Genomic DNA, 320 nt, shown 5'->3' on the forward strand with positions numbered 1-320 from the left:
GGGGAGGAGACCACGACCAGGTCTTCGCGCAGCAGCTCGACCGTGGTCAGGGCGGGCGCCGGTGCGGGAAGGGGGAGGACGACCAGGGCGAGGTCGAGAGCGCCGCGGGCGAGTTCGCGGACCAGGTCCCGGGAGCCGCTCTCCTGGATCAGGAGCTGGATGCCCGGGTAGCGGTCGTGGAAGGCGCGGAGGACGTCGGGCAGCAGGCCCGTGCAGAGGCTCGGGGTGGCGCCGAGGCGCACCCGGCCGCGCCGGAGCTGGACCAGTTCCTGCACCTCCTGCCGGGCGGTGTCCGCGTCCGCGAGGATGCGGCGGGCCAG

Annotated in this window: 1 protein-coding gene; it reads right to left on the reverse strand. The window is 75.3% G+C overall.

Annotated elements, in window-relative coordinates; genetic code table 11:
• Positions 1-320 (reverse strand): LysR family transcriptional regulator substrate-binding protein (locus CCN33_RS16050; RefSeq protein ID WP_244173825.1); only part of this gene is annotated, 320 nt, incomplete at both ends.

Origin of the sequence: Streptomyces recifensis, from assembly GCF_002154615.1 — a bacterium.
Classification (GTDB): Bacteria; Actinomycetota; Actinomycetes; order Streptomycetales; family Streptomycetaceae; genus Streptomyces; species Streptomyces griseoluteus.